We start from the raw sequence: 25513 nt of genomic DNA on the forward strand, positions 1-25513 counted from the left end.
CCCGCGCGCGGCGATGGCCGGTCGCTACAAAACCGCGATGGCCGCGAGCGTAGGCCTGGCGGCGGCCACGTACGCGTCCCGCTCGATGAAGATCGAGCGGTCGAGGCGCCCGGCGTTGAAGACGAGCTCCGCGTTCTCCAGGAGCCTCGGGTCCACGACGAGGGCCAGCTCGGCGTCGAACGAGACGGGCGGGACGGCGCCCATGACGCAGCCCGTGAGCTGCTCGGCCACGGCGGGCGGCGCGAACATCGCGTGCGTGCCGCCGCCGAGACCCTTCACGACAGCCAGATCGATGCGGCAATCCCCGGGCACCACGCAGAGCAGGTAGCGCCGATCCTTCTTGCCCAGCTTCACCATGACCACCATGGCCTTGGCCGCCTGGCCGAGGCGATTGCCGCGCATCTGCGTGACGACCTCGGTCCGGCCCTCGGCCGGATGCTCGACCACGCGGAAAGCGGCGCCGCTCCCCTCGAACAGGGCAATCAGTCGCTGGTGGACGTCTGCGATCATGTGCGCACCTTGGTCGGGTCGATGGCCGGCGACGCGAGCTTGCGCTCGATACGAGGGCCGAGGACGACGGTGAGAAGCCCCAGGAAGATCAGGGCCGCCGCCAGGATTCCGGCGCCGCTCAATCGCTCGTGCAGCAAGAGGGTCGAGAAGGCCATGCCGAACACGGGCACGAGCAGCCCGAAGGGCGAGATGAGGTTCGCCGAATATCGCCGGAGCAAGCGCCCCCAGACGCCGAAGGCCAGGACGGTGGCGACGAGCCCCGTGTAGAGCACCGCGCCGAGCCCTGCCGCGCCCATGTGGGACACAGCGTTCACCTGCCCGTCCTCGAAGAGATACGAGAGCACGAGCAGCGGCAGCGGCGGAACCAGGCTCATCCATATCATGAGTCGGAACGGGTCGACCCCGCCGGCGCCCTTCAAGAGGACGTTGGTGACGGCCCAGGCGACCGCCGCTGCAAGGACGAGAGCCAACCCCACCGGATCGACGTTTCCCTCATGCGTGGAGGCCAGAAGGACGATCCCGCCCAGCGCGATGGCCACGCCGCGCCTTTGCATGCGCGAGGGCGAGTCGTGGAGCACGACGGACGAAAGCAGGATGGTGAACGGCACCTGCGCCTGAATGGCCAGCGAGGACAGCCCGGCCGGCATCCCGACCTTCACGCCGAGGTAGAGCAGCGAGTATTTGACGACGCCCAGCACGAGCCCCACCTGGACGATGACGCGCCACGGGATGCCCTTCCGCCCGACGAAGAACACCGCCGGAACGGCCGCCACGAGGAACCGGAGCGCCGAGAACAGGAGCGGCGGGAACGTCGCGAGCCCCAGCTTGATCACGACGAAGTTGAAACCCCAGAGGAGTGCGGTGAACACACCGAGCAGGACGTCGCGCGGCTTCATGTCAGCTCCAGACGATGGCGTCCAGGAGGCCGTCCGCCAGGAATCCGAGGAAGAAGCCCATCGTGACGCGGTCGCGGCCACGGACCCGCTCGATCTCGTGGTAATTGGTGGGGTTGATCAGGTACACGTCGCCCGTCCGCGGCTTGAAGACCTGGCGGGCCACGCCGTGGACCACGCCCCGCTCGTAGCCGAGTCCATCCTTGATCTTGTACGCCTCGTCGTCCAGGTCCCACGCCTTGCGGTAATGAATCAGCTCGCCTCCCTCGTCGCACTCCTGGATGCAGACGATGCAGCTCAACTGGTGTCGCAGCCCGCGGACGACGAGGCTCGTGTCGGCGGCGTCGCGCATGATGTTGTCGTTGTGCAGCGGGTTTCGCACGCCGTCCGCATGAATACGCACGACCGAATCGGCGTACATGCGCCCGTCCGCCTCGCGCGCGACCGTGCAGCTCCGGAGCCCGAGGAACGTTCGTAGCCCCTCACGCGCGAGCAGACGTGGATCGCGCCCTGCGCCCGAGAAGACCTCGTCCGTCACGCGCGCGTCCTCGAAGTAGCGGTCCGGCTGCGCGAGGTGCTTGGCCAGGTACGGGCCGATGGTCGTCAACGTGCCGTTCGCGTACCGGGTGGCGAGCGCCCTCTCGTAATGGGCGCGCACGAGGCGCCGGGTCTCCTCGACGAGCGCGGGGGACATGAGGTCCCGCAGCACGAGAACGGCGCACTCGTTCCGTACCAGCGCGCGGAGCATCTCCGGACCCAGCGCGCGGTGCTCGACGGAGCAGGTAACACAATCCCAATCACTCATATCGTTCATCTCGGGCTTACCCCCTGTGAATCTCGATTTGCACGATCTCTCGCGGCGGGAGGGGCTCCCACCGCTCGCGCGGCGCGAGCGCGGGGATGATCTCCGACGCGATCACGGTGCAGTCCCGCAGGGCGAGGCGATGCATGGCGAAATAGCGCGGGTACGGCGTATCCTCCGGCGTCCAGTGGATCACGTGGGCGCGGCGCGGACTCACCAGGATCGCGTTGGCCGAGGTCCCGCCGTGCGGGATGTCGCGCAGCCTGGCCGCCGCCGCGTCGACGTCCAGCGCCTCCTCGCCTTCCGGGAGGAGGTAGTCGAGGTACTCGGCCGAGTCGAACTCGGAGCGCTCGCGCCCGAGCCGCTGGTACACCGTCGGCATGAACCCGTTGTGCAGGAAATAGAAGGGGCCTCGCGCGCCATGCCGCGCGATGGGATGCGTGCATCCGATCCCCTGATTCCTGGCCAGCGTCGCGTGCCGGACATGGACCACCAGGAAATCGGTGTCGACCCGCGGCACGATCGATTCACCGACGCTGTGCTCGATGGGCCGCACATCCCGGTGAACGGCGAGGCCATGCGGTGCGCGCGGATCCCGAAACACCGCGCCCCAGCCGTTGGGGTGGTGCCGTGTCGGCCCCTCGTGCTCGGCTGTGCGCCCCGTGCTCATCGCGATCGCGGCGTCGAGCAGGGCGACGGTGGAAAAACGACCGTGGGCGAGGATCAACCGGCACATGGTCAGGCTCCGAGGCGCGCGGCGAGGCAGACCCGCGGATGCGCGCGCGCCTCGTCTGTGTCGAGGTAGGGATCCAGCCCGTCGCGCGTGGCGCCGAGCTGGACGAAGGCAGGCTCTGCACGTCTCATCGTCATTCACCTGCCCGAGATGATCTCGTCCACGGTGGGGCCGCCCTTGGCGTGCCGTGTCTGGATGACCTGCTTGTGCGGATCCCGCGCGAGGATATGGGCGATGAGGTGCCCGTCAGCGCTCCCCGGCACGAGATCATGCCGCGGGGCGGCATAGACGACCTGGAGCTGAGGCACGGTGAGCCCGCTCGTCCTTTCGAGGAAAACGCGCGTCGATTCCCGTCCCTCCACGCGCGGGTCGCCCCGCAGGAGCGCGTGGATGGAGTCGCCGAGGTGCGCGAGGCGCGGGTGCTCGCGCTCCAGATAAGGCTGCAAGCGCTCGCCTCGCCCCGCGAAGGGCGAGTACACCATGCAAACGAGCTGCTCCTCCTCGAGCCCGTACAGCTCGCGCGCCACGTCGTTCATGCGGGACCGCATGCGCATGACCCCGGCCCTCCCTTCGTACCGGGCGAGCATCATGTTGACCAGCGCCTCGGGGAAGTCCTTCTGGCGCATCAGCCCCACGGCGAACCGGACGTACTCGTCGATGCCCTCCGCATAGCTGCGCCCGTGGTCCCGCTCGCACCGGAGGCCCCGCAGGTGGGCCATGATCCCTGGGTTGGCGCAGTCCGACTCGCTGAAGCTGAACGCGATGTCGTCGAACGTGAAGCCGAGGTGCCCGGCGAGCAGGTCCCAGTGAGCCCCCGACGCGTAATCGGTATCTCCGTAGATGGAGAAGAAGTGCAGCTCCTTCCGGAGCTCCGACGCGACGAGACGCTGCTCGACCGCGCTCGTGGCCTGCTCGCCGTGAATATCGCGGAAATACATGGCCGAGATGCTCCGCATCGTCTCCAGGAACCCGCCGAAGGTCCCCTTGCCCTCCATGCCGTCGATCCCGAGCTTTTGCGCGAGGCGCCGGACCCAGACGTAATAGGCGCGCTGCTCCCGCCGCGCGTCGCCCGTCACGATGACGTCGACCCCTCCCTCGTGAGCGGCGGCGAGGCCGAAGGCATTCACCATGCTGAAATTGCACGCGTTGCAGAAGGTCGGCCTCCCGTTCGCGGAGGTGCGATGACCGGTCATCAGGATGTCGTCCCGGTTCCGCTGGACCAGCCAAGGTGGCAGCGGCTCGCCCTCTCGAAAGGGCTTGACCTCGTTTCCGTCGATGAGCAATGGCTCGCAGAGCGGATCGTCCAGCATCCTCAGGGCGCGGTAGGCGCGCCCGATATTCTCCATGACGGCTCGAGGCATCCCCGCGTGGCGGTTGGTCGCGACCCGGAGCCGGAACGTATCGCCGTGAGCACGGTGCAGGAGGAGCTGCATCAGCCGGACGAAGGCGATGGTGTACGTGCTGTCCTTGCCCCCGCCGTAGGCGACCAGCACCTGGCTTCGGTGAAGCGTTTGCTTGTCCGGCAGGCGCGCGTGCAGCCTGGCCGCGCACCGCGCGGCGCCGTCGATGTGCTGCGGGGACAGGTACGCGAGGAGGCCGCAGAGCGCTTCCTCCCGGCCCCTCCGCGCGGGCACTTGATTGCTCGTGACAGGTGCATCGTACGATTGAACGAACATCATGGTGAATCCTTTTTTTTGGTGCTGGCCCGTCGCAGCGGGCAGACCGCGCCCCTCCGCGCGGGCCTCCTGGCCCGGCGGCGACGATCGCAGCGCGCCCGCATCACGCGCCGCTCGCGCCGTAGTTCGGCAGAGCGCGCGCGCTCGGATCGGACACGTCGCAGTTCTCCCAGTCCCTGTTCGGCATCCAGTAAGCAGGGACGAGCTCCGCGCGGCCCGGGAAGAAGCCCTCGAAGATCTCCCGGTAAAGGAGTGACTCCTTGGTGAACGGCGCCGCGTAGCGGTATTCCACCTGGGCGACCGCGAGATCCGCCTCCGTGTAGCGGAGCTCGGAGAACGCCTTGATCGCGTCGACCATGCTGTGCCCTACCGCGTCCGAGAAGGCCGCCTTCTCTCGGTAGAGGATCTCGTCGGGCAGGTAGCCCTTCCCCGCGAACGCTTGCCGCAGGAGGCGCTTGCCCATCCCGGTCCTGTTCAGCTTCCCCGACGGATCGAGGGCCATGACGTAGCTCGCGAAATCGATGTCCCCGAACGGTACCCGCGCCTCCATGGCGTGGGCGCTGATGCACCGGTCCGCGCGCAGGACGTCATAGCAGTGCAGCTCCCGGACGCGCTTGGCGGCCTCCTCCTGGAAAGCCGCGGCCGACGGAGCGTAGTCGGTGTATTTGTAGCCGAACAGCTCGTCGCTGACCTCGCCGGTGAGCAGTACCTTGATATCCGTGTGCTCGCGGATGTACTTGCAGACGAGGTACATGCCCACCGAGGCGCGGACGGTGGTGATGTCCCACGTCTCCAGGTGGTAGATGACGTCCCGGATCGCGTCGAGCGCCTGCTGCTCGGTCACGTAGACGTCGTGGTGCCGGGCGCCGATGTGCCTGGCCGCGAGCCGCGCGTATTTCACGTCGATCGCATCCCTGGCCATGCCGATGGCGAAGGTCTCGATCGGCTCGGCCTGGAGGCGCGAGGCGATGGCGCATACCAGGCTGGAGTCGAGGCCGCCGCTCAGCAGAAAGCCGATCTTCGCGTCGGAAGCGAGGCGTTTTCGCACCCCCTCGACGAGGCGGCGCTCCAGCGTCTCGGCGATCGTGCCCTCGTCATCGGCGACGACCCGGGCGACCGCGCTCGGGTCGCGGTACTGGACGAACGTCTCCCCGTCGTAGCAATGCCCGGGCGGAAAGACGCGGACCTGGCCGCAAACGTCGTGGAGCGCCTTCGCCTCGGAGGCGAAGACGATGCCGCCGCCGCGCCGGCAATGACCATAGAACAGCGGCCGGATCCCGATCGGGTCGCGCGCCGCGAACACGTTCCCCGAGGCGCCGTCGAAATAGGCGAAGGCGAACTCCGCGTCCAGCCGCTCGCAGGCGCCGCGCAGGCCGTGCCTGCGGACGAGCGGCAGGATGACCTCGCAGTCCGAGCGCGAGCGCCAGGGGTAATGCCCGAGCTCCGCGCGCAGCGCAGCGTCGTTGTAGACCTCCCCGTTGCACACGATCGCGGCCCCTCCGTCGCTCGACCAGAGCGGTTGATTGCCTGCGGGGCCGAGCCCCCGGACGGCGAGCCGGTGAAAGCCGAAGAGAGCCTTCGGTCCGACGGTCTCCCAGCTCGAATGGTCGGGACCGCGGTGGCTCATGCGTGCGAAAGGGCGCAAGAGCTCGACCGCTGCTTCTGCAACGTGGTCGCCATGATAGGCGAGGATTCCGCACATGATTCGACTCCCAGAGCGTTTCCACTGACGCCGCGGGGAAAGCCGCCAAGGAGCTCGTCCCCCTTCGCGTCCCCGGGTGCCCGCCCCTGCCGGGACGCACCCAGGGGCCGCTCGGCGATTCGCATCCCGATACGGCATCGGCGCGGTTCGCGTCGTGTCCTTCAGCAGCTCCTTCAGCAGCTACTTCAGCAACCGCCATGCCGCGGAGAGGTCCCGCTCCGAAGCGAGGTGTCCGCCTCGCGTTCGGCCGGTTCCTTCCAGATCTTGCGCGGAGACGCCACGCGTTGCGCGCAAAGGACTGTACACCGCTCAGGCGGCGCCGGCCCTTCACGTCAGGTGGTTTGTCGCCTCCTCAGGCCGGCAGTCTGGCCCGAGGCGTCGAGGAGATCGTGACCAGGGCGACGTCGGAGGAGCCGATCGAGACCGCCGTATGCGGAGGCATTTCGAGAAGAGATGGTCCAGCGGATGGTGCGGCCGGGCGCCCTGACCGCCACGCAACTGGCCAAGCAGGCCGGCGTCCCGCGGCCCATCCGTCGAAGTGGCTGCGCGAGACCCGTCGTGCAGCGATGGCCACCAACACGAACGCGCTGGAGCGACCGGTGCCCAGCGGACAGCCGAAGACTGCCGACGACAAGCTGCGCCTGGTGCTCGCTGCCCACCAGCACGCGCCCGACCAGCGGGGCGCCCTCTTGCGACGCCAGGGCGTGCACGACGGCGAGCTGTGAGGGTTATCCATGCACCTTCCTTGGATGCCGGTGAGGCCGGGCGTGAAAGCGAGAACCAGGCTTCGACGCTTCGCGCACGAGCTCTCTCATTCCGAGGGTTACCCGGCGAGGCTCGCGCTCTCCCGGACCTCGCGGACCTCGTAGTGCTGCGATCGGGCATCGTAACGCGCGAGGACATCGCGCGCCCTCGCTGGCACGTACGCGGTCTCGTGATCCTCGCCGGCGAACGCCTTCACCGCCTCGATCGAGTCGAACCACATGATGGTGATGAACTCGACCTCTTCCCCGAGCGGGCGCCGGAGCAGCTCGATGCGCTCGAAGCCTTGCACCTGCTTCGCGAGGATCCCCGGGAAGATCTCCGTCTTGAGCAGGGCCTCGTAGGTGTCTGCGTTCTCGGGGCTCGTCCAGCCGTGCCAGATCCGTCTGATCATGTGACCTCCTGCGACAGCGCGAGCAGGGCGCCGGACCCGCGCTCCGCGCTGGTGAGCCCACGGGACGCCAGGACGGCCGCCCGCGTCAAGCGCATCTCCGCCGTCCGTGGTGGTCGGCGAGCATCGAGAACGCCTGCTTGGGCTCCCAGGTGCCGTCCTCGAGCACCCGCACGACGCCGGTGCTGGCCAGGTCGAGGTCCTTGCGCGGGTCGTCCGGGTCGTGCGGCAGGGCGTAGGTAGCGAAGACGTGCACGAACGCGGCGTCGACGCCCTCGGCCTCGAAGATCTCGAGCAGCTCGCGCAGGGTCGTCGCCTGCTCGGCCTCGTCGCGCGCGTACTCGCCGTTCAGCCCGAGCGGCGTGGCGGTCGCCTCGTCCCACACGACGATGTCGCCGCCGCGCGGGCCGGCGTCGGCCGCGCCCTTGTACGTCGCGCAGCCGAACTCGGTGATCGCGACGGGCTTTCCCTGGGCCTTGCCCTGGGCGACGAAGGCGCGGATGAGCTCGGGGAACCGGCCGGCGATCTGCGCGTACCGGTAGCCGGTGTCCGTGCTGATGATGTCGAACGGCGCCCAGTCGACGCCCTCGAACGGGAGCGAGGCGTAGCTGATCTTGCCGCCGAACCGCGCGCGGACCACCGCGACGGCGCGGGCGAGGAGCTCGTTCATGCGGGCCGGGATCGCGGCGAGCAGCTCGCGGAGCCGAGGCCCCGGCTCGGCGAGCACCTTGCTCCGGTCGACGAACGTCTCGCCGGGCAGGAAGCCCTTGTTCATCAGGCTGAGCTCCGAGCCGGTGACGATCACGACCTCGGTCCCCTCGCGGCGGAGCCGCTCGCCGTGGTCGGCGCACGCGGCCAGCAGCGCGAGCAGCTCGTCGCCGGTCAGGTCGGTGGTGAACGGGCAGATCCACGTCTCCAGGCCCGCCGCCGCGGCGTGGGTGGCGGCGATCGTCAGCCGGTCCAGGGCGCCGCCGGTGATGCGGACCGCCGTGCAGCGCAGATCGTCGCGGATGACCCGCATGTCCCGCCGCACGCGGTCAGGGTCGAACGGCTCGTGGGTGCTGTTGCCCTTGTTGAGAAAGCCGGTGTCGTAGCAAATGCCGTGGGCTCGCATGGTCGGTGGCGCTCCGGTTAAGGTACTGATCGTACCTTAAATCGCTTCGGCGCGTGCGCAACGTAATCTAAATCACGTTTTTTCGGAGGCGGGTAACGGCGTGGTGGCCGAGCGGCGGCGTGGCGTGGTCCTGGAGCAGGCGATCTTGCGCGCAGCGGCCGAGGAGCTCGCCGAGGTCGGCTTCCCCGGGCTGACCATGGATGGGGTCGCGAAGCGCGCGGGGACGAACAAGAACGCGATTTACCGCCGGTGGCCGAGCCGGGCGGCGCTCGCGGTCGCCGCCTACCGGGAGTTCGCCGCCAGCAGCGTGGCGTTGCCCGACACCGGTTCGCTGCGCGCCGACGTGCTCGAGCTGCTGCGGGGGGCGAACCGGCAGTGGTCCTCGCCGCTGGGGGACGTGCTCCGCGGCCTCCTGGCGGGGATCGGCGACGATCCCGAGCTGCTGAGGCAGGTCCAGGAGGCGTCGAACGACGGCGGCAGCGCGCTGTGGCTGACGATCCTCGGCCGCGCCGTCGCGCGCGGCGAGGTGGCGCCGGAGGCCCTGCACCCCCGCGTCGCGACGGTGGCCGTCGTCCTGCTGCGCAACGAGTTCATCACCCGCGGCGCGCCGAACGTGCCCGACGGCGTGCTCGTCGAGATCGTCGACGAGGTCTACCTGCCGCTGATCCGCGGCCGCGGCGCGCCGCCGGCCTAGACGGGCCGCAGCAGCGGCGTGCGGAGGCGCCAGCGCTGGCCCGGGTCAGGTCACCGCAGGCTGCCTGTGGCGTGAACGGCGCGCGATGAGGGCGCGAGCCGACCCAGGGAGAGATGTCGCGCTCACCGGAACGGCCAGATCGCGGCCGCGACGACGCAGCGCAGGTCACGCATCGCCTCGAGCGCGGGCACAGCCGGCTGATCGCGATCCGCCTCGTCTGTCGACACGACCATCGCGAGCGTCTGATTCGAGGGCGGGGCCGCGCACGTCGGGACGCGCTCGATCGGCCTCGAGTCTTCCGGATCCGAGGGATGGGCGGCGTGCAGCACGCCGCGACGGAAGGCGAACATGCCTGCGTCCCGCATGCGCTCGCCGATGAACATCACATCGACGTCCGCGCCGCACCGCACCTGACCGTCCAGCGAGCCGCCGGGCCACGCGACGCGCGCGGTCCACGTCGATGGCCCGGCGGGCGGCACCGCTCCCCAGGCGAGCACGCATTCCCCCGGAGCCCCCGCGCGCGCGGCCTCCTTGTCGAGGGCGCGGCGCACCTCGGGGAGGACGTGGCCCGTCTCCACGCGCACGGTGATCTGCGCGGCGGCCACGGTCGCCGCCGGCGCCGCGGTAGCCGGCGCTGCGGTGCCCGGCGCCGCGGTGGCGGACGCCGTGGGGCGGGGCGCCGCGGCATGCGACGGCGCTCGCGACGGCCCGCAGGCGCCGAGCAGGAGCGCCGATGCGGCGAACAGGACGTGGCGGAGCATCGCTCGACTGTCGGCGCGGCCGTGCCGGGGGTCAAGCAGGGCGCGCCGCGGCGGACAGCGTCGCCTCCTCCGAGCGTGGGAATCTCGTGCGCTCGACGTCGACGCGCGCGATGCAGCCCGACAGCGGCGCGCCGTGTCCGCTCAGCCGTCCGGCGTCTGTGCCTTGAGCAGGTACAGGCGGGTGAGCGTCCCCTGGACGAGCGCGCTGCCCTCGAGCTCCTCGGCCGCGCGGATCTCCGCGTTGATGTCGTTCACCGTGGTCAGCAGCCGATCCGAGCGCTCCTGCGAGAGCGACACGACCGCCGGAAGGAGGTTGTCCTCCGGGAGATCGTCGGACCCGCTCATGGCGAGGTAGATGTCGCGGACGCTGTTCATGGCGCCAGCGTCGCCGCCGGCGCCCGTGAGCAGCGACTCGCCGCCGTAGAGGAGCGCGCGCAGCGTGTCGTTCTGCTCGAGGGAGAGCGGGAATCCGAGGGCCACGTACGACTCCCAGAGCGCCTTCGAGCCGGTGAGCTGGCTGCCGGCGACCTGGATCGGATCGCCGAGCTGCCCGAGCTTTGTCGCCACCTGCCCGTAGAACTGCCGCTGCAGGTCGTCCAGCTTGCCGTGCACCGCGGCGCGCGCCTGGTTCAGGAGGGCCGAGGTGGCCAGGAGCTGGCGCCACGACAGCGCGCGCTCGTTCCAGACCGCCTCGGTGAGCCGGCCCTCGGGCGACCAGAAGGTGTCGGGGTCGAACGGCGGGTCGTAGGTCCGGATGAGCCGCGTCTGCCGCGTGTTCGTCGTGAACCAGATGTCATGGACCGTCGTCGCGCCGTAGGTCACCCGGACCGCGAAATCGAGCCGGAAGGTCCAGTTCCACCCCCAGGGGAGCTCCGTCGCCTTCTCCCAGGTCCACGCCGCGTGAATGCACGGCTTCAGGTCGGAGAGCCCGCCGAGGTTGTCCGCGATCATGAGCGGCGCGAGCGGCGCATAGTCGGCGGCGAAGGGGCCGAGATCGAGCTCGAACGACTCCCGGCCGCCGCTGAAGGCCTTGTTCCGGCACGACCGCAGCGGCTGCCTCCCCTTGAGGTCGTGCGCGGCCGGGATCTGGTCGGCGCCGCTCCACAGGTCGACGCCGTGGAGCTTGCGGCTCGGGGCGCCCTCGAACGTCGCCTCGAACTGCGAGATGGCGTCGCTCAGCGCGGTCACCTTGCCGCGGTAGTGCTCCGACAGCCGCCGCATCAGCGCGGGTGAGGCGATCCGGTCGAGGCCCGCCGCCAGGTCCTCGCCCGCGTCGATGACGCGGTCCAGCCGGGCCGGGTTGACCTCGCCCGCGTGCTCGGGCCACTCCTCGCCGAGCTGCGCATAGCTCTCCGCCGCCGTCATCCAGGTGAGCGGGTTCGCCAGCCGCTCCGTCGACAGCTTCGAGAGCCCGAACCGGACGGCAGAGAGCTCGCTCAGGTAATTGATGTTGGTCGCGAGCGGGTAGTTGCCGAGCTCGGTCGCGATCTGCGCGTCGTCGAAGCTCCGGCTGGTCGGCCCCGCCTGGATGGCGTCCTTCGAGGTGAAATAGCTCCAGGTGTAGAAGCGGTTCTCGCCGTCGAGGAAGGTCGGGCTGTACGCCATCTCGAGCCCTGTACGCTGCTCGTAATTCAGGAAGCCGGCGATGCCCTCCACGAGCGGCTGCCGCTCCGCCGCGTCGAGGAACGCATACATGTTGCGATCCAGCCGGTTGAGGTCGGCCTGCACGGTGTACAGGGCGAGCTGCACCTCCTCGAGGTCCACCTCGAGCTCGCCGAGCTCGAAGTTGACGTGCTCGAACTGCTCCATCACCGCGTCGTGGATGTCGTTGAGCTTCTGGTCGAGTCGATCGAAGCGCGCGTGCATCTCGGTGCGGACGTCGCCGACGAGCTCGCGGATGTCGCGCAGGTTCTGCAGGATCTTCTGGTTGATCGACGGCTTGTCGTCCCTGTTGAACAGCGAGATGATCTGGAACACCGCCCCGACAAGGTCGCCGGTGAACACGGCGGCGCCGAGGACCTTGAAGCCCGTATCGCCCAGCTTCAGGATGCCGGCGAGCTTCGACGCCGTCTCGAGCGCGCCCTTCGAGTGCTTGGAGAAGGTGTCGAGGAGGATCGAGGTCGTCTTGCTCAGGATCTCGATGTCGTCCGCGAAGCCGGGGTCGTTCGAGAGCGACGCCAGCTTGGCGGCGACCCGCAGGGCGCCTGTCGCGCCCGACTTCACGCTGTCGAGCTTGTCGGCGAGCTGCTTTTGCTTCTTCGTGGCGTCCTCGATGGCCTTCTTCAGCTTGGCCTCCGCGTCGCTCGCGCCGCTCGCGGCGGCGACGAGCGCGGGCGCGCCGGCGCTCGCCGCGACGACGGTGGACCTGGAGCTCAGGAACTCCTGCTCGGCGGCGTCGAGGGCGAACAGGCTGTCGGCGTAGGCCCTTGTCTGCGCGAGCGCCGCGCTGCCGGCCGCCTCGATGAGGGTGTCCACCGCGCTCTGGCTGGCGGAGAGGCTGCCGTCCGCCTGGACGTTGGCGAGCACGAAGCTCCGCAGCGGCTCGACCGGGTGGACGCCGAGGATGTGGCTGGCCGTGTCGCTGGTGCTCACGGCGAGGCGCGCCTGGAGGACGCCGCCGTCGACGGCGGCGGCCAGGGCGCCGCTCGCCCGCGCCGCGGCGTGGAGGCGCTCCCAGCACGCCTCGCGGAACTGCTGGGCCGCGCCGTGCTGGTCGTGGAGCGAGTCGAGGGGCGACACCTTGCGGATCTCGTCGAGATCGCTGCGCAGGGCGGACAGGTAGCTCCGCGCGGCGTCGCGCAGCGCGTCCGCGGCCGCGCCGCTGCCGAGGCCGGGCACCATGCGCGCGAGCGTCCGGTTGATGAAGCGCATCTCCTGGCCGCTCAGGTCGTGCAGCGCGTTCGGCTGGCTCGCCTCGATGCGCGTCCACATCTCCGCGATGGCGCCCTGGTACTCCGCCGCCGTCAGCCCCGGGTGGCGCGCCGCGAGCCGGCTCGTCGCGTCGGCGAGGAGGTCGAGCCTGGGGTCGTTGACCTTCGCGGCGGCGGCCGCGTACGCGACCCGATCGAGCTCCGCCGCGGGGAGGACCGCGGCGGTCGTCACGAGGGCCGACCGCGCCCGGCCGGTGCCGCCGAGGCCGTCGGCGTCGGCCGCCTGCGACGCGACGGCGTCGCTCGGGTCGGGGGCGTTGGGATCGCCCGCGTCGTGGGGCGGGGCGCACGACACGCCGGCCGCGACGAGGAGCGCCGCGAGCGACGTGAAGCGGCGCACCGGCGGGCTGCAGGAGGGGAACGGGGGGTGGGGGATCGGGGAAACACGGTTAACGCGAAGGCTCATGTCGATTCACCTCTTCCGGCGCTGGGGCCGGAGAGAACGGGGGATGGTTGAAGACCCGCGATGGCGGGGCTCTGCATGTCAAACGATGGATATCGGCGTGAAAGGCGCGGCGTGCGTGCGTCCTCGACGCCGGTCTCGCCTCTCGGCGTGTGCGGCGCGCGACGCACGCCGCCCGCTCCTGGGAAGGGGTCGCGGGCGCGGAGCGTCGGGAGCGCCGAGCGCAAACGAGTTCAGGTCGTTGTGCGCCGGGTAGTTGCATGCCCCGTTCCACCGCGCTCCGGGGTTCGTCTCGGGGCGGTGTCCACGGCGCCTCACGCCGTCTTGCCGCGCGAAATGCCGCATACCGCGGCGCCGGCGGTCTCTCTCCGCGGCGATGGTGGCGAGTGGGGGTGCGCAGCGCCGCGCAGGATGCGCAAGCGCTTGCTCAATCAGCGCAGCGCATCGCCGCGGCCGTCGATCCGTCCGGGCGCACCTCGAGCGCTGGCCATGCCGCCGCAGGCCATGGGAGGCTCCGCTCGCCGGAGCCGCGTCGGCCCGAGCAGAGGTCGGGATGGCCGTGAGCAGCGCGCGCCTCCGCCGTCGCCGCGCGCCGCGCCCGGGCTCGACGCTACCCCCTCCGCGCGGCGTTGTGATACGCCGGTCGCGCCGGCGAGATATCGAAGGGAGGAGATCCCATGAGAAGGACGACACTGGACCGACCTGCGGGCTCGTCTACGGGAGCTTCGTCGGGTCGCGCGCAAGTGAATCGTCATCTTTCCACGCGACGCGAAGCTCAGCTCGCGGGTGAGCCGAGCGTACGGCGGGTGGAGCCCACGTCGTCGTGAGGCAGACGGGACAATCGGGATGGAATCGCAGCACGAGAAGCTCGCTGAGCTCGCCGGCCGCATCGAACGCGATCTGAAGCGCATCGATGACATCGCACGTGGCATTGCCCAGCTCGAGCGCGCGCGGGCACGGGAGGCGGCACCTCATTGGCTCGCGCGCGCCTTTGCGAGGCTGCGACGCCGCTTGTATTCCCGGCCGAGCGCCGGGGAAGAGAGAGCCCGTGGATTCGAGGAAGTCCAACGCCGGCTGGAAGCACTCGAGAGGTACGGCGCGGCGCTGGCGCGAGAGGCCGCGCATCAGGCCGCGAACGCGGCGGAATGGGAGCGAAATGCGAAGCTCGCGGTCCGAGCGGGGGACGATGTCCTCGCCCGCGAAGCGCTCTGCCGGAAGCGCGAGTCCCTCCACCTTGCAGCGGCACTCGAGCAGCAAGCCGCAACCATCGCCAGGGCGATGGCTGAGTACACGTCTGCTCTCGCCGTCATCAAGGCATCCTCGCGCTGACGGCTCTACCCCCCGCTTGATTCAACATCTCCGCGGACGCGGCCCGCCGGCACGCTGGCGCGCGCCACGTCGCACTCTTCGCAGCCCTCGTCGGGCGGGCAGAGGAACGCCAGCGGGCTCCTCGCGAGGTGCTCGACCGCCACCGCGACGAGATCGCGTGAAGCGCACACGCGCGCGTGGGCGTTGCCCACCCTGCCTTCTCGCTGCAGCCCCCGCGCGCGCAGCCAGCCATCGGCGAGCCCGAAGCGACGGCAGCAGTGGTCCGTCTCGTGGATCATCTCGGTCCGGGCCGCGCCGTCGACCTCGATCACGCACGGGTGCGCGACCGCGTAGGGGACGTGCGCGATGGCCTCCGCGACGTGCAGCGTCGTGTTCTCGGCGTGCGTGACGCCGAGCAGCAGCACCTGGCCTCCGAGCGCGTGGACGCGGCCCGGGGGGCTGTCCGGCCCGTGCGGGGGTGACAGCGGCTGCGGCGCGCAGATGCGCGCGGCGTGGGGGCCGGCGGCGGCGAACGAGCCGCCCGGATGGCCGCTGCGCAGCACGCCGGGCTGACGCCAGAACGTCTCGGCGGTGATCCCCATGCCGGCGGTCGGCGTGGACCGGGGATCGAACACGCTCTGTCCGTCGGTCATCGTCGGCATCACGAGCGTGCCGTCGTCCCCGATCGCCGCGCGCAGGGCGCGGATCAGCCCGAGCGGCCCGCCCTCGATCGGCCGCGCCGCCCTGAACGACGTGTGGACGAGGAGGACGCCGCCCGGCCTCACGCCGAGCGCGCGCAGCTCGGCGACCACCTGGCTCACGCTCGCCTCGTGCATGGTCCAGGCCTACCATCACGGGCCGCTCCGGGGGCCAGGGACGCCCTCCTTGCGAGCCTGCGGCCTCTTCATTCGCGCGCGGCTCCCGGCCGCCGGACGTGACGGACAATCCGCCACGCGCCGCGCGGGGCTACAGGCCGTCACGCCGGCAGCAGCACGCAGAAGCAGCTCCCCCCGCCCTCGTTGTCCCTCACCTCGATCGTGCCGCCGTGCGCCTCGACGGCCAGCTTGCAGAACGTCAGCCCCAGGCCTCGGCCGGCGGAGAGACAGGAGCTCCGCCCGTCGAGCCGGGCGTACCTGTCGAAGATGTGGTCGCGCAGATGGACAGGGATCCCGGGGCCCTCGTCGCGCACGGCGACCTCCACCCAGCGCGCGTCGAGCCGCCGCGCCTCCACGCGCACCGCGCTGCGCGCGGGGCCATGGCGGAGGGCGTTGTCGAGGAGGTTCTGCAGCACCCGGCGCAGGAGGTCGCCGTCGGCCCGGACGCGGCAGCCGCCGGGCGCGCCCGGGCGGACCTCGATGCGCTGTTCGCGCGAGGCCGCGTGCGGCTCCAGGATCCCGGCCATCTCCCGGAACAACGCCGCGAGATCGATCTCCTCCAGCCGAGGGACGAGCGCCCCCATCTGGCGGCTCGAGGTGTCGAGCAGGTTCATCGCTGTGCGCTGGATGAGCTCGGCCGAGCAGAGCACCTTGCTCCAGCGGTGCTGTTCCCGCTCCGGGATGTCCGGATCGCGCAGCCGGCTCCTGGCGACCAGCATGATGCCCGCGGCGGGGCTCCGGAGGTCGTGCGCGAGGAGCTCGTTCAGCGCGTCGTTCTGCCGCTGGCCGTCCGCGAGCGCCTGACACTGCTCCGCGAGGTCGCGCGTCGCCGCCTCGAGCTCGCTCATCCGCGCCGCGGCTCTGTCCGCACCCTCGCGGAGCAAGATGTTTTCCATCGCCAGCGCGGCGCCGTCGGCGAGCGCCTGCAGCATCGTCAGCTCCTGCGTCGCGATCACGCGCGCAGAGCGCCAGTAGATCCCGAGCGCCCCGAGGGGCACGCGGGCGTGGATCGGCACCATCGCCATGCTCCGCACGAACGTCGGCCTGTAGACGTCGAGGGGGACCCGGGGATCGAGCGCGATGTCGTCGATGACCGCCGGTGATCGATGCTGCATCACCCACCCGCTGACGCAGCTCGACATCGGGAACCGTCTGCCTTGCCAGAGCGAGGAGATCGCATCTTCCTGGGCATAATGGCAGAGCTCACCGTCGCGGAGGACGAAGGACGCGCCGTCGGCGCCGGTGAGCTCCCGGGCGGCTCGGGCCGTGAATTGCAGGATGCTCTGGAGATCGCGCGCGCGCCATAGCTCCTGCACGGCGCAGAGGAGGCGCTCCGCGCCGTGGTTCTCCCGGAAGCTCAGCTCCTGACCGCCCGAGCGGGCTGGATCATCAGGGCCGTTCGAGTTCATCTTCGATGTGCTCTAACGCCCGGTCCCGCTCCCGACAAGGCACTACTCCGTTGTACGACGCGCAACGACGCGCCGCGCTGCCTGGGAACGCATGGCCCCTCGGCCGGGATCGTCGCGCCTGCCCGGCGCCGCTCGTTGGCCGCGCGACGCGCCGGAGCGTCCCGGCGGACGCCGCGCTCGCGCCGTGGCGCGCGCCGGCGCGGCGGACCGCACGCCTGCGCCGCGGCGTTCACGCCCGCGCGGGGCGACGGCGATGGCATGCAGAGGATGCATGACGGACATGCAGTTTCCGATTTGGAAAATGTGTTTACAATGCCCCAGAACTCCGTCGGATCGACTCCATGCTGGGCACCGCGCGCCCGCGGGCGAGCCGGCTCGCCGCGATGGGCATATCACGCCGTACGCCCGCCCGAACGCGCGGGGCCCAGCGTCTCCGAGGAAGGCATCATGATCGACACCAGCATCTCGTCGACGCAGGTCACGTCTCGTCACGCCCGGCGCGCCGCCCGTCACGGCGACGCTCTGGCCCTCTTGTTCCTCGGCGCCCTCGGCCCGATCGTCGGATGCGCCGACGACGAGCTCGCGCTCGAGGCCCCGGTCGAGACCTCCGCTCAGGAGCTCGCGAGCATCCCCAACATCTCCGATGAGGCTCTCCAGAAGACCCTTGCGCCCCTCCGGGCCCTCGAGGTCCCTGGCAGGGTCTACCTGAAGTCCGTCGAGCAGACGCTCTCCGGCTCGGGGACCTTCACCGAGATCGTTCACGTCTATCAGCCCGATACGAACGGAGAGCGGATCCGGTTCGAGGTCGCCGCGAAGACGTCGACGGGGCAGGTGGACTGGAACCACAGGTTCGAGTCGGTGAAGGTCACCTCGCGCCCTGGAGCGGCGGACCAGACCGAACAGACGCTGTGGAACACCAGCGGCCAGCAGACGTACGAGCTCTCCAGCTCACGCCAGGGCTGGTACCGCTTCGAGTTCAGCTACGTCGCCCCGAACGCGGGCCGCACCCTGAGCTTCAAGGCGACCGACGTCTCCGGGAGCTCCCTGAAGATCGGCTGGGTCGACCCCGCGAGCGCCGCCGTGCAGGTCAAGGCCAGGGTCGCCGTGGACGGCTCGGCGTCCCCGGTGTTCCTCAAGGGGGGCGCCTACCGGAACGCCGATCCCAGCCAGTCCGCCTACGCCGACAACGTGAAGCTGAACGGCAACCTGCTCTATCGCCGCGGGTTCGATCAGGGCCGTTACAACTTCCCGCTGGGGCAACTCAACGTCGCGGAGCACACGCTCGAGTTCTCGCTCAGCGCCAGCAACTACAATCCTGCCAAGTTCTGGTTCGGCGTCAGCGAGAAGAGCTTCGCGCCGACCGGGGCCAAGACGAGCTGGGACCGGGTCCAGTTCCTCTACCAGGGCGCGATGCGCACGGGCGACTACGACGCCTGGAGCGAGGGCGTGGCCTTCGCGCAGGGCGCCACGGTCACGAACGGGGTCCGCCCGCCGCCCGTCCGCCGCGGCACGACGTTCTCGGTGGCCGTCGAGGACTCGAGCCTGAACGGGACCCAGAACGCGACGCTGCGCATCATCTCGGACGCCACGGGCGCGGAGGTCCCCTGGACGAAGTCTCTGCCCGCCGAGGGCGACTACAGGGGAGGGATCTTCGTGAACGGCGCGCTCTCCAGCCGGAACCGCGAGCACTGGCGGATCACCGTGCCGGGCGACGCGCCCGTCGGACGCTACTTCGTGCGCGCGTTCGCCCCCTCGGGCGCCCGGATCGGTCAGGACGTCGTGTTCTACGCGATCCACAACCCCTATCCGCTCGTCGCCAGCGGCGCCATCTCCAAGGCAGAGCTCGAGACGTACGGCTACGACGAGGACGAGGACGGCGTCAACGTGCACGGCGCGTACGGCGCCGATCAGGACAACATCCGCGACCACTTCACGGTGCTCTACGAGTGGTCGCCGCCGTACGAAGTGCACACGAAGCTCACCGGGGCGTTCCGCCGGACCACGGACGAGTCGAAGTTCTCGTTCCTGGATCACGCGGTGGCGGCGGCGCAGGGGACCACGAGCGAGTTCGAGACCATGCGCCGACTGTACCGGCTCGTCACGCAGCGTTACCGGTACAGCCAGCCGACCAACCTGGGCGATGTGTCGTCCATCTTCCTGAGCGATGGACTGGATCCGGCCGAGTCGCTCCAGTACGGAAAGCCCAACTCGCAGCTCAGCTGGGAGGACGGCATCGGGGGCGTCCAGTGCTACGACTACGCTCCGGTCCTGGCGGCCATCGCCCGCAGCGCGGGTGTCCTCTCCCGGGTCGTGTCCAGCGACGGCAACCTCGGCGGCTGGGGGAACCACTTCTTCACGGAGGCGTACATCCCCACCGTGCCCCACCACGGCGGCAAGCAGTCGAACAGCAGCTCGGCCCCGGACAGCGACACAGGTCCCTGGTACGTCTTCGACGCCACGAACCCCGACGGCTCCGGCAGCGTCCCGTATCAGTTCCTCTGGGAGCGCTACTCGGAGGGGATCGCGCCGCAGGCGCAGTACGGCAAGGCGGTGTTCGTGCTCTCGGGGTACAAGCCTCGCGGCACGACGACGAACACCGTCACCTGGGACCCGCTGGGCCCCACGGACGACGTCGGCGCGGACGACGTCCTGTCGCTGCAGGCCGCGTACGAGTCCGGACCGGACTTCTGGCTGACGCAGAGCGGCGTCACGGGCTACCTCGGGCGCGGCGAGAAGGACGTCTATCGCATCAGCAAGGCGACGACGGGGGCGAGGGCGGTCTCCGTCAGGACGGTTGGCGGGAGCACCCTGCAGCCGGTGCTCTGCGTGGGACCCTATGTCGATCCCAACGGCCCCCCGGTGGAGAACGAGCCCGACGTGGCGCCCAGGTGGACCGCCTCGGTGCCGGCGCGTTGCGCCGATCGCGCGACGACCTATCCCCTCCCCGAGGGGGAGTCGTACGTGGTCGTCTTCCACGACCATGGTCAGCCGGATGACGTCTCCCCCGATCCGAACGACAGGCTCAAGCTGGGCGACTCGGTCCAGTACGTCCTCGACCTCGAGTTCTGAACCTGCCGAGATCCCTCCCGCCGTGCTGAGGGAGCCCTCCTATAGCGACCCTTTTCAGGGGAGATATTGAACAGGGAGGCGGGGAGACGGGGAGTATCTTGAAGATTCTCCTCCCCGTCTCCCTGTGAATTTTCTGAAGAAGTCGAGGGGATGCCTCAGCCCGCCATGGCGGAGAGCCCTGGCGGAAGGGTCCGCGGACTACCCGCCGCTGTGCGAGTGAACCGCGGCGCTACCGCAGCCCGAGCAGCTGCTTCAGCGCTGGCAAGGAGCGACGGCTCACCGAGACGGTCTGACCATCGGAGAGGTGGAGCAGCGCGCCACCAGCGTCCGGCGTCAGCGCCCGCACGGCGCTCGCACGAACGAGCTCGGCCCGGTGCACGCGGACGAAGCCGAAGGGCGCGAGGCGCTCCTCCAGCGTGCTCAGGCTCTCCCGCAACAGGTGCTCTTCGCCGTCGAAGAGGAAAGCCGTGTACTTGTCCTCGGCGCGAAACCGCGTGACGAGGAGCGGATCGAAGAAGCGGACCTTGCCCCCGTCGTGAACCGTCAGGAGCGCGGCCGCGCTCACCCCGGCGGCCGACTCGGCGGCGCGCTCTCCAGGCGCCGGAGCCGGTGGCTCAGGTGGACGCGCCGAGGTGGCCATGACCGACCGCGCGAGCAGGCGTTGCCTGACCTTCTCCAGGGCCCGCTCGAGGCGCTCCTGCACCACCGGCTTGAGCAGGTAGTCCACCGCATCGGCCTCGAAGGCGAGCGCCGCGTATTGAGCGTGCGCCGTGGTGAAGACCACGAGCGGCATGCCGACCGCCTCGGCAACGCCGAACCCGTCCAGCCCCGGCATGTCCACGTCGAGCAGGAGCAGATCGGGCTGGAGCTCGCGCGTGCGCTCGAGCGCGTGCGCGCCCGTCGCCGCCTCTCCGACCACCTCGACGTCCTCGACGCGGGCGAGCATGCGCACGAGCCGCGCGCGCGCGAGCGCTTCGTCGTCGACCACGAGCACGCGCACGGTCATCGGTTCCACCGCGCCGGCAAGCGCAGCCGGGCCATGAACCCTCCCTCTGGACCGACCCCCGCGAACAGGCGCCCTTCGTCTCCATAGAGGAGCCGCAGCCGTTCCCGCAGATCGATCAGGCTGGTGCCGGTGCCACGGTGACTCGAGCCGTCCGGGCCTGGGCCGTCGTCGAGCACGTAGAGCAGCAGATCGTCGCCGGCGAGCTCGGCGCGGAGGGTCACCGTGCCGCCCTCCACGCGGCGGCTGGCGCCGTGCTTGACGGCGTTCTCGACAAGCGGCTGGAGCAGCATCGGCGGCACCTTGATGGAGTGGAGCGCCGGATCCACGAGGATCGCAACCCGGAGCCGCTCCCGGAAGCGGATCGTCTCGACCTCGAGGTAGTCGGTCACGTTGGCGATCTCGTCGCCGAGCGGAACGACGTGCCGCTCCGAGCCCTCGAGCGAGTAGCGAAAGAGCTTGGCGAGCCGCCCCAGAGTCTCCTCGGCGAGCTCGGGGTCGGTGGCGATGAGGCTCATGACGCTGTTCAGGCTGTTGTACAGGAAATGAGGGTTCGTTCGCACCTGGAGCAGCCGCACGCGGGCATCGAGCGCGGCGAGCTGCTCCCGGTGCGCCAGCAGCTTCTCCGTCCGGATGCGGGCCATGAACTGCGCGTACATGTAGATCGCGCCGAGCCACAGAACGGTGATGAGGATGCCCTTCACGACCAGGCCGAGCGGGTCCTTCACCATGCCCGGTGACACCACGCGCAACACCGGGATGGACAGCAGCGTGCCCGCGGTCACGACGACGGCAGTGGTCAGGCCATAGACGGCGAACCGGACGGCGCGGGCGAGCCTCTGGAGAGGCAATCGTGCCAGACCGGCGTTGTAGGCAGCCGCATGCGCGAGCACCATCACGTTGGTGTACAGCGTGATCGCAGCCAGACCGCGCAGCGCGGCCGCCCAGCGCCCGCCGGGGTGATCCCATCGGAGCACGTCCATCGCGTCATCGTCGAGCAGCAGGGTGATGAAGGGCGGCGCGACCGCGCCGAACCACATCGCTGCGCGCGGGATGAGGACGGGTCGCGACGGCCTGGTCTCACTGCGGGCGGCGGCCACGATGTCGACAGGATAGCAGACGGCCGCCGCGCCGAGAGATGAACGCGACGAACGGTCGTCTGCGCGCGACGAGCGGCGGCGCCTCGCGACGAGCGGCAGCGCCGCGCGCCCGCCGCGTGACGAGCGGCGCGCGGGCGCGAGGCGCTGCGCGCCGGCCGCGATCCGCGCCATCCGCTCGCGCGCTGGTGCCGCCGGTCGCGCGCTGGCGTGCCCTCGTCGGCCGGCGCGAGCCGGGGCCGCTCGCGGGAGGCAGGGTGAGATCGCGGCGTGCCGATGGCGCGCAAGCAAGGGAGAGAGCGATGATCGCGACGAGACAGGTCGGGCGCCGGCGGACGCGCCTCGCAGCAGTGACGGTGGTGTCCCTCGCGCTCCTCGGCGCCGGCGCGGTCGGGCTGTGCGCCAGCGCGGGCTGGCTCCCGGCTCCCGAGGGCGCCGATGCGGGCCCGCTCGGGCCCCTGTCGGCCTTCTTGCTGCCGGCCGGAGAGGGAGCGCGCTTCGAGGGGCGCGTCGTGCAGCGGCTCGACGCCGGGTCGTACACGTACCTGGAGGTCGAGAGGGCGGAAGGGGAGCGCCGCTGGGTGGTCACCCTGTCGTCGTCGCGAGGCGCGCGCTCCCGGGCCGACGAGGTGCGGGTCATCGCCATGGGCTTCGCGGAGCGATTCGCATCGAAGCGGCTCGGGCGCTCGTTCGACGGCCTGTATTTCGCTGTCGTACAGCCCTTGTGACGTCACGACGAGATGATGAGGAGAGGAGAGCTCACATGATGAATGGATTGTTGTTGAAGCGCGTCGCTGTCGGTCTGGGGATGCTCGCCGCCATGGCGGCGGGCGGCTGCGCTGACGACGGAGCGTCCTCCGCGGGCGATGGGACCGCGGGCGGACCGAACGGCGATGGAGGCGCGCCGCCGGGCGCGTCGTTCGACGGGTGCTCCAAGGCGGAGCTCGAGCCGGACCGCGAGGGCGGCCTCGAGCTCGCGGGCCCCGGCGTCGACGCCGGCACCGGCGCGTTGAAGCCGGGAAGCTACCTCGTCTCGACGACCTACCTCGCCATGAAGCCCGAGATGGCGCAGAAGATGATAGAGCTCTCCGGTCCTGTCATGGAAAGCCTGTCCACGATGAAGGGCTTCGTCGCGGTGGCGGCCACGAGCTCTTCCTCGTGCGCGGCGGTCCGTACGCTCACCGTCTGGGAGAGCGAACAGGACATGTACGCGTTCGTCGGCAGCCCGGCGCATGCCAGAGCCATGGGCCATGCTTCCTCCATCAGCCGCGGGACGAGCAACGTGATCTCGTGGGAGGGGAGCGAGCGGGAGGCGACCTGGGAGGAAGCCGCGAAGCGCCTCGGGGGCGAGGCCGGCGGCGACATCTGAGCGAAGCGCCGCGGTGTCCGGCTTCGCTGGCCGACGCGGCTCGTCACGGGCGTGCGCGCGGCGCCACGTGCGAGTCCGCCGACGGCGGCCAGCCGAAGAACCGACGGTATTCCCGGCTGAACTGCGACTCGCTCTCGTAGCCCACGTCGTGCGCGACGGCCTTCACCAGGCTCCCCGCGTGGAGCATCTGGCGTGCGCGCGTCAAGCGGAGCGCCTTCGTGTACTGCAGCGGCGAGGAACCGGTCATCGTCTTGAAGTGTTGATGGAACGTCGGGACGCTCATGTGCGCCAGTTGCGCGAGCTCGCCGACGCTCATTCGCTCTGCGAATCTCGTATTCATGTGGCGGAGGACGTGGGCGAGCTGGCTCACCGGGCCCTCCGCGAGCGCCCGGAGCGGATCGCCATACGGGCCCTCGAGCACGAGAAAGAGCATCTCGCGAAGGGTCTGCCGCGCGAGCACTCTCGTACGTCGCTCATCCGTCAGGCAAGCGAGCAAGCGGGCCCCGGCGTCCTCGAGGTCGCGCGGGAGCGGCGCGCGAAACACGCTGCGCGTCGAGCGCGCCGCCTGGGGCGCCGGCGGCGCGTTCAGCTCGAGGAGCAGCTCGCGCAGGAGGGCGAGCTCGATCTCGACCACCATGGTGAGCACGGGCTCATCGACCGACGCGATGGTCTTGCAGAGCATCGGCAGCGGCGAGGTGACCACGAGGTAGTGGCCGGCGTTGTACGCGAACGTCTTGTCGCCCAGGATCGCCTGCTTCTCTCCGGCGCCGACGAGGATCAAGCTGGAAGGATAGAGGGTGGGCGTGGGCGGCTCCGCGACGGTCACGCGGTAGACGACGACGCCTGAATGACGCGTGCTGTTGCAACCCTCACGGCGCGCCAGCGCGGCGATGCCAGCGGCCAGCGAGTTGCTCGATCGAGTCGCGCTCGACATACGCCTATCCTACGCCCCCTGATCGAGACGGCGCCATGGGTTTGTCGCCTCGCTCATAGGATCGAGCATGCCTTCGATAGTTCCGTGTCTTCCGCTTCCAGGCGTCGCGGCTATCTATGGTCGCGTCAACTGGCCGCGCAGGCAGGCACGGCCTATCGAGAGGAGTGAGACATGGTTCAGCAGGCCCAGGGCGCGCTCGCGGGGCGCGTCGCCGTCATCACAGGAGCGTCGAGCGGCATCGGTGAAGCGACAGCGAAGGCGCTCGCCGCCCGCGGCGCGCGCGTGGCGTTGCTCGCCCGCCGGAAGGAGAAGCTCGATGCGCTCAGCGGCGCCATCCGGGAGGCCGGCGGCGAGGCCGCCGCATGGCAGGTCGACGTGACCGATCGAGGGGCCGTCGAGCGCGTCGCCTCCGAGGTCATCGAGAAGCTCGGGCGCGTGGATATCGTCGTGAACAACGCCGGCGTCATGCTGCCGAACCCGATCGAGGCCAGGCGTGTCGAGCAGTGGCAGCAGCAGATCGACCTCAACATCACGGGCCTCATGAACGTCATCGGCGCGTTCACATCCGCGCTCGTGCAGGCCGGCTCCGGCCCGGGGCCGGCGGATCTCGTGAACATCTCGTCGATCGCCGGCAAGAACATCTTCCCGGCCTTCGCGGTGTACAGCGGGACGAAGGCGTTCGTGAGCCATCTGTCGATCCACCTCCGCGCCGAGCTGGGCTCCAAGGGGGTGCGCGTGACGGCCATCGAGCCAGGCATCGTCGGCACGGAGCTGCAGAGCCACGTCGACTTCCACGGCGCGCGCGACTGGCTCGAGGGGTCGAAGTCGCAGATGGAGTGGCTCACCCCCGAGGACGTGGCCGAGGCCATCGCGTTCACCGTGAGCCTGCCGAAGCGGGTCAACCTCCAGCAGGTCACGATCATGCCGACCGGCCAGCCCTCGTAGGTCGGATCCACGCGGTCTGTCGACCCGCTCTGCCCCGGTGTGGGGCTCTCGCACACCCAGCCCCATGCCGGTTGATTCCGGCGCTCCCACGTCCACATCGTGGATCAGCGCCCTCCCTTACAGATCCGATGAA

General features: G+C 70.2%; 23 protein-coding genes. 7 read left to right on the forward strand and 16 right to left on the reverse strand.

Going from position 1 to position 25513, the window contains the following annotated elements; translation table 11 throughout:
- Positions 1-24: 24 nt before the first annotated feature.
- The 7 genes from WME96_RS43565 to asnB all read right to left on the reverse strand — a co-directional run bounded on the left by WME96_RS43565 (position 25) and on the right by asnB (position 6316).
- Positions 25-510 (reverse strand): YbaK/EbsC family protein, encoded by a 486-nt coding sequence (locus tag WME96_RS43565; RefSeq protein WP_437287430.1) that lies wholly within the window; start codon positions 508-510, stop codon positions 25-27.
- Complete coding sequence (locus WME96_RS43570; RefSeq protein ID WP_437287431.1) at positions 507-1406, reverse strand: EamA family transporter; 900 nt, start codon at positions 1404-1406, stop codon at positions 507-509. Before WME96_RS43570 ends, WME96_RS43565 begins: the two co-directional genes overlap by 4 nt.
- Position 1407: 1 nt before the next feature.
- On the reverse strand, positions 1408-2208 hold the full coding sequence (locus tag WME96_RS43575) for a 2OG-Fe(II)-dependent halogenase WelO5 family protein (RefSeq protein WP_437287432.1): 801 nt from the start codon (positions 2206-2208) through the stop codon (positions 1408-1410).
- A 16-nt stretch (positions 2209-2224) separates the two neighbouring features.
- Entirely contained in the window at positions 2225-2941 is a 717-nt protein-coding gene (locus WME96_RS43580) for a class II glutamine amidotransferase (protein WP_437287433.1), read from the reverse strand.
- Positions 2942-2943: 2 nt separating this feature from the next.
- A complete protein-coding gene (locus tag WME96_RS43585) occupies positions 2944-3069 on the reverse strand; it encodes a hypothetical protein (RefSeq protein ID WP_437287434.1) in 126 nt (41 codons plus the stop codon).
- Between the two features lie 6 nt (positions 3070-3075).
- The gene (locus tag WME96_RS43590; protein WP_437287435.1) at positions 3076-4617 is read right to left on the reverse strand and encodes a PqqD family protein; all 1542 of its coding nucleotides are present in this window, start codon (positions 4615-4617) and stop codon (positions 3076-3078) included.
- Between the two features lie 100 nt (positions 4618-4717).
- Positions 4718-6316 (reverse strand): asparagine synthase B, encoded by a 1599-nt coding sequence (gene asnB / locus WME96_RS43595; protein ID WP_437287436.1) that lies wholly within the window; start codon positions 6314-6316, stop codon positions 4718-4720.
- A 566-nt stretch (positions 6317-6882) separates the two neighbouring features.
- Between asnB and WME96_RS43600 the strand changes: the two genes are divergently transcribed.
- Entirely contained in the window at positions 6883-7041 is a 159-nt protein-coding gene (locus tag WME96_RS43600; RefSeq protein ID WP_437287437.1) for a hypothetical protein, read from the forward strand.
- 98 nt (positions 7042-7139) lie between these two features.
- Here WME96_RS43600 and WME96_RS43605 read toward each other — a convergent pair whose 3' ends face one another.
- Positions 7140-7472: an antibiotic biosynthesis monooxygenase family protein gene (locus WME96_RS43605; RefSeq protein WP_437287438.1), complete on the reverse strand. Its 333-nt coding sequence runs from the start codon at positions 7470-7472 to the stop codon at positions 7140-7142.
- Between the two features lie 85 nt (positions 7473-7557).
- Positions 7558-8583 (reverse strand): hypothetical protein, encoded by a 1026-nt coding sequence (locus WME96_RS43610; RefSeq protein WP_437287439.1) that lies wholly within the window; start codon positions 8581-8583, stop codon positions 7558-7560.
- 100 nt (positions 8584-8683) lie between these two features.
- Here WME96_RS43610 and WME96_RS43615 point away from each other — a divergent pair, with 100 nt between their 5' ends.
- A complete protein-coding gene (locus WME96_RS43615) occupies positions 8684-9277 on the forward strand; it encodes a TetR/AcrR family transcriptional regulator (protein ID WP_437287440.1) in 594 nt (197 codons plus the stop codon).
- 122 nt (positions 9278-9399) lie between these two features.
- Here WME96_RS43615 and WME96_RS43620 read toward each other — a convergent pair whose 3' ends face one another.
- Together WME96_RS43620 and WME96_RS43625 are read right to left on the reverse strand one after the other, a co-directional pair.
- Positions 9400-10038, reverse strand: coding sequence for a hypothetical protein (locus WME96_RS43620; RefSeq protein WP_437287441.1), 639 nt, complete (start codon positions 10036-10038; stop codon positions 9400-9402).
- A 141-nt stretch (positions 10039-10179) separates the two neighbouring features.
- The gene (locus WME96_RS43625; protein WP_437287442.1) at positions 10180-13374 is read right to left on the reverse strand and encodes a hypothetical protein; all 3195 of its coding nucleotides are present in this window, start codon (positions 13372-13374) and stop codon (positions 10180-10182) included.
- An 843-nt stretch (positions 13375-14217) separates the two neighbouring features.
- Here WME96_RS43625 and WME96_RS43630 point away from each other — a divergent pair.
- Positions 14218-14700 (forward strand): hypothetical protein, encoded by a 483-nt coding sequence (locus tag WME96_RS43630; RefSeq protein ID WP_437287443.1) that lies wholly within the window; start codon positions 14218-14220, stop codon positions 14698-14700.
- A gap of 5 nt (positions 14701-14705) precedes the next feature.
- Here the strand turns inward: WME96_RS43630 and WME96_RS43635 are convergent, their stop codons facing one another.
- Together WME96_RS43635 and WME96_RS43640 are read right to left on the reverse strand one after the other, a co-directional pair.
- Entirely contained in the window at positions 14706-15515 is an 810-nt protein-coding gene (locus WME96_RS43635; protein ID WP_437287444.1) for an AAC(3) family N-acetyltransferase, read from the reverse strand.
- 140 nt (positions 15516-15655) lie between these two features.
- Entirely contained in the window at positions 15656-16963 is a 1308-nt protein-coding gene (locus WME96_RS43640) for a sensor histidine kinase (protein WP_437287445.1), read from the reverse strand.
- Between the two features lie 1410 nt (positions 16964-18373).
- Between WME96_RS43640 and WME96_RS43645 the strand changes: the two genes are divergently transcribed.
- Positions 18374-20032 carry a transglutaminase-like domain-containing protein gene (locus WME96_RS43645; protein WP_437292417.1) on the forward strand — a complete coding sequence of 553 codons (1659 nt, stop codon included), beginning with the start codon at positions 18374-18376 and terminating at the stop codon, positions 20030-20032.
- Between the two features lie 229 nt (positions 20033-20261).
- On the opposite strand, the gene WME96_RS43650 is transcribed toward WME96_RS43645, so the two are convergent.
- A complete protein-coding gene (locus tag WME96_RS43650; protein ID WP_437292418.1) occupies positions 20262-21038 on the reverse strand; it encodes a LytR/AlgR family response regulator transcription factor in 777 nt (258 codons plus the stop codon).
- Positions 21035-22135: a sensor histidine kinase gene (locus WME96_RS43655; RefSeq protein WP_437287446.1), complete on the reverse strand. Its 1101-nt coding sequence runs from the start codon at positions 22133-22135 to the stop codon at positions 21035-21037. Before WME96_RS43655 ends, WME96_RS43650 begins: the two co-directional genes overlap by 4 nt.
- A gap of 299 nt (positions 22136-22434) precedes the next feature.
- On the opposite strand from WME96_RS43655, the gene WME96_RS43660 reads away from it, so the two are divergent.
- Positions 22435-22860, forward strand: a complete 426-nt coding sequence (locus WME96_RS43660) for a hypothetical protein (protein ID WP_437287447.1) — start codon at positions 22435-22437, stop codon at positions 22858-22860.
- Positions 22861-22895: 35 nt separating this feature from the next.
- A complete protein-coding gene (locus tag WME96_RS43665; protein WP_437287448.1) occupies positions 22896-23501 on the forward strand; it encodes an antibiotic biosynthesis monooxygenase family protein in 606 nt (201 codons plus the stop codon).
- Positions 23502-23544: 43 nt separating this feature from the next.
- On the opposite strand, the gene WME96_RS43670 is transcribed toward WME96_RS43665, so the two are convergent.
- Positions 23545-24435 carry an AraC family transcriptional regulator N-terminal domain-containing protein gene (locus WME96_RS43670; RefSeq protein WP_437287449.1) on the reverse strand — a complete coding sequence of 297 codons (891 nt, stop codon included), beginning with the start codon at positions 24433-24435 and terminating at the stop codon, positions 23545-23547.
- Positions 24436-24606: 171 nt separating this feature from the next.
- Between WME96_RS43670 and WME96_RS43675 the strand changes: the two genes are divergently transcribed.
- Positions 24607-25380 (forward strand): SDR family oxidoreductase, encoded by a 774-nt coding sequence (locus tag WME96_RS43675; RefSeq protein WP_437287450.1) that lies wholly within the window; start codon positions 24607-24609, stop codon positions 25378-25380.
- The last annotated feature ends 133 nt before the right edge of the window (positions 25381-25513 follow it).

The organism is Sorangium sp. So ce406 (genome assembly GCF_051474675.1).
GTDB classification, from domain to species: Bacteria; Myxococcota_A; Polyangia; order Polyangiales; family Polyangiaceae; genus Sorangium; species Sorangium cellulosum_G.